Annotated in this window: 3 protein-coding genes; all 3 read left to right on the forward strand. The window is 43.8% G+C overall.

Features of this window, described 5'->3' with window-relative positions:
- Window positions 1-105: 105 nt before the first annotated feature.
- The 3 genes from QUA16_RS36070 to QUA16_RS36080 all read left to right on the forward strand — a co-directional run bounded on the left by QUA16_RS36070 (window position 106) and on the right by QUA16_RS36080 (window position 2,860).
- Window positions 106-729 (forward strand): hypothetical protein, encoded by a 624-nt coding sequence (locus QUA16_RS36070; protein ID WP_333109612.1) that lies wholly within the window; start codon window positions 106-108, stop codon window positions 727-729.
- Window positions 730-885: 156 nt separating this feature from the next.
- Complete coding sequence (locus QUA16_RS36075) at window positions 886-1,509, forward strand: restriction endonuclease subunit R (protein WP_333109611.1); 624 nt, start codon at window positions 886-888, stop codon at window positions 1,507-1,509.
- 73 nt (window positions 1,510-1,582) lie between these two features.
- Window positions 1,583-2,860: a bifunctional sterol desaturase/short chain dehydrogenase gene (locus tag QUA16_RS36080; RefSeq protein ID WP_333109610.1), complete on the forward strand. Its 1,278-nt coding sequence runs from the start codon at window positions 1,583-1,585 to the stop codon at window positions 2,858-2,860.
- The last annotated feature ends 541 nt before the right edge of the window (window positions 2,861-3,401 follow it).

The following is a 3,401-nucleotide window of genomic DNA, read 5'->3' on the forward strand; positions in this document are numbered from 1 at the left end:
GTATTTTTACTTATTCATTCGGGCCTAGCAATGTACTATACTATGTAGTGTTATTGAAGTGCGGAGTGTGGGATTAAAATAAAAGTAGAAGCTCCCGATTGTGAGTTGAGTTTACAGGGTATTCAAGCAGAAGGGTTTAAAGTTTCTTATTACCTTGAAACATTGGCAATTAGTCTGAATTCAGAGTTATTGTGGAATAGCAGTTGTATCAAGTTAGAACTAATACAAATTGACGAGAATGGGGAGCTGATAGAAGAAAGCGTAGAGGTTCTTCATGCTAGTCAGAAAAACCACGTTCTCGAACACGCTAATTGGATTCAGAAACGTCAGCAAACAGCGGTGGTTGACGGTTTGGAGCTTTGGAACCGTCGAGCTGAGTTATTCTCCAGCCTGGAATTTTGCGATCGCGTCCGCCAACAAATAGAAAGCCTTGTCGATCCGAAAATGTTACGACAAGTTGTCAGAAAGTTATTTGAGCTTGATGAATTATCCAAAAATTGGACAGACGGAGCGCTAAATTTGGATAATCTTCCTAGTAAGGCATCTCCAGAGAGTGAGTCAAGGCTTAAGGAGTTTAGAGAGCAACTAAATATTCAGTGTCTTGACGGGAAAAAGCGTATTTTCAGTTTACACGTCCGCATGACATACAAAGTTTGGCGACTCCATTTCTGCACAGAATTAGGGCCCGGAAAGATAATCATTGGGTATATTGGCCCCAAAATAAAATAATTTATAGCGAATTGTACTCGCAAATCCCAATGAACAGACATCTGGGCCAAATTAACTTACTCAGAATTTCATCTGCGTTCATTTGCGTTCATCTGCGGTTAAAAATCCAAATTCTGCTAAACTTATTAATAACCATAAAAGCCTTGCTTAATCATAATGCAAAAAGTACAAGCAAGAGATATCAACCTCCGCTATCTAATCGATAACTTCGGCTTGCAGCGAGTTCGCAACAGCGAATTTTTCCGAGAATGGCAAGAAAACTTACCCGAAGTAACAGACTCAGAAAAACAATTGCTCGATCGCGTCCAAGACATATACTTCAACTTGGTAGACACCCCGCCTGTATTGGAAAATGCAGTCAAGCTAACAATTATCAGCCCCATTTTGTTTATTGCCGGTCTGTATGAGTCTCCTTTTCAAGTCAAAGCCGAAAAGTCGATTGCTATTCAAGAGGAAGACGAAGGCAGAATCATCGAAGGCAGAATAGATATCCTAATTATGAAAGCAAACTTGTGGGTGACAGTAATTGAATCCAAACAACTTTCGTTTTCAACAGACGAAGCACTCGCACAACTCCTGACATATATGCTGGCATATCCGAACCCAGAAACTCCTACTTTTGGGATGATTACCACAGGTGCTAACTTCAATTTTGTCAAGTTAGTTAGAGGGGAAAGTCCCCAGTATGCGCGATCGGCTGAATTTGTTATTTCCAATCCCGGCAATGAATTGTACCGCGTTTTGCAGATTTTAAAACGCCTGAGTCAACTTCCAGACTAGCAATAAAAGCCATTTTGAGTTATCTTTCAAAACAGACAATCTCTAATATCTCAAATTTCAAACTAATGTGAGCATGGTAAATTACTGGATAGTCGGCGCTGTGGCAATAGCTTCTGTCTGCTGGGCAGAAATAATACGAGACTTTTATCACGTCGTGTCCCATTATTGGGCACCCCTGCAAAAGCTGCACACTTGGCATCACCGCGTTTTCCGCCCGAATTTGACCCCCGTCAGCGAGACAATTTACAAGCAAGCACACTGGCGTCACGACGTGCCCGAAGCTGCGGCGATGATGGTTTTGGGGTTGTTGCTGTGGGTTGTAGCTTATTTTGGGCTACCGGAATATCACTGGGGCGCAGCAGCCGGTTGTATTTATACTTTAGGCTTTTTGTTGAGCGCGATCGCCCGTGGGTGCGGCATCAAAGGTGCAGACGAATTAACCGACATCACCCACCAACCGGGAGATTTCCTTACTCCCCCTGGCAAGTGGCTAGTTAATAAACCTTATCACTGGCGGCACCACTTCGACAATCAAAATGCTTACTATTGCGGTACTTTCACCTTAATAGATAAACTTATGGGTACAGCACTTTCTCTCAAAGGCAAAACTGTAGCCGTCACCGGTGCATCGGGAACTTTAGGGCGTTTGCTACTCAAACACCTGCACAAAGCTGGTGCAAAAGTGATCGCCCTCTCCTCTGGAAATGAGGAAATTACTTTGAATTTAGACGGCGAACATTTACCTGTAAAAACCGTAACTTGGCAAGCTGGCCAAGAGGCAGATTTAGCAGAATTGTTAGAAAAAATCGATATTCTCGTCATCAATCACGGGATTAACGTACAGCGAGAAAGAACAGGAGAGGCGATCGCAAACTCATACGAAATTAACACTTTTTCCGCGTGGCGGCTGATGGAACTCTTTTTCTTAACAGTCCGTACTAACGAAAACATTGCTTGCAAAGAAGTCTGGATCAACACTTCAGAAGCAGAAGTAATTCCCGCTGTCAGTCCCCTGTACGAACTCAGTAAGCGCGCCCTGGGAGATTTAGTCACCCTGCGCCGGCTAGATGCACCCTGCATCGTTCGCAAACTGATTTTAGGGCCGTTTAAAAGCAACTTAAACCCGATCGGCATTATGTCTCCAGATTGGGTAGCGCAGCAAGTTGTCAAACAAGCTAAAGCTGATGCCCGCAATATCATCGTGACAATTAATCCTTTGACTTTTATCGTTTTTCCAGTCAAAGAGTTTTTTGTTTCTCTCTACTTCCAAATGTTCAGCCGGAAAGCGATTTCAGAGATAAAGGAAGCTGCGGCATCTGAAAAATCTAGCGCGGAAGCAAAGATTAATTGACCAACTAAGCTGTTCTCCATTTAAATTGTGTGTCAAAAATCACTCAAATTATTGTGGGATGGGCTTCTAGCCCGTCCCGAATATGCAATTTAAACGCGCAACAGCTTAAAACCGGGTTTCCGCAGGGGCGGCGGCTGTGACTGTCCGCCCTGCTGCTAAATTCCACAAAACTAAAGCCTTTGTCACATCGTCACGAGTAAGCTGACGCCCCCACTCCCACAGCCGCAAACCCACTCTTCTAACTCATTGGGCCAAAACCGTTGACGGGGAGTGGAATCGAAAGCTGTTTCGGGCCCCATTCCGAACAGCGTTATGTTTACTGATATAAATTATTGAATATTATTACTAACTATTGTCTCTCCTGATTCACTTCTATCCGCACGGGGTACTGTACGCTGCCCGTTGCGGGTGCGGAATGTGGGTTTCAACTATGCTCGTTGGTTAGTTGATACGTCCAGGACTCATAAGGATCGCGAATTAAATAACTTACAATTTTAATTGTTATTGTGGGATGGGCGTCCCGCCCGTCCAAAAAGGACGG

The sequence above is a fragment of the Microcoleus sp. S13_C3 genome (assembly GCF_036700905.1).
Lineage (GTDB): Bacteria > Cyanobacteriota > Cyanobacteriia > Cyanobacteriales > Microcoleaceae > Microcoleus.

Bases quoted from the DNA above. Each gene is read 5' to 3' on its own strand.
- QUA16_RS36075 (WP_333109611.1), top strand. From the start codon at position 886: ATGCAAAAAGTACAAGCAAGAGATATCAACCTCCGCTATCTAATCGAT.
- QUA16_RS36080 (WP_333109610.1), top strand. From the start codon at position 1,583: ATGGTAAATTACTGGATAGTCGGCGCTGTGGCAATAGCTTCTGTCTGC.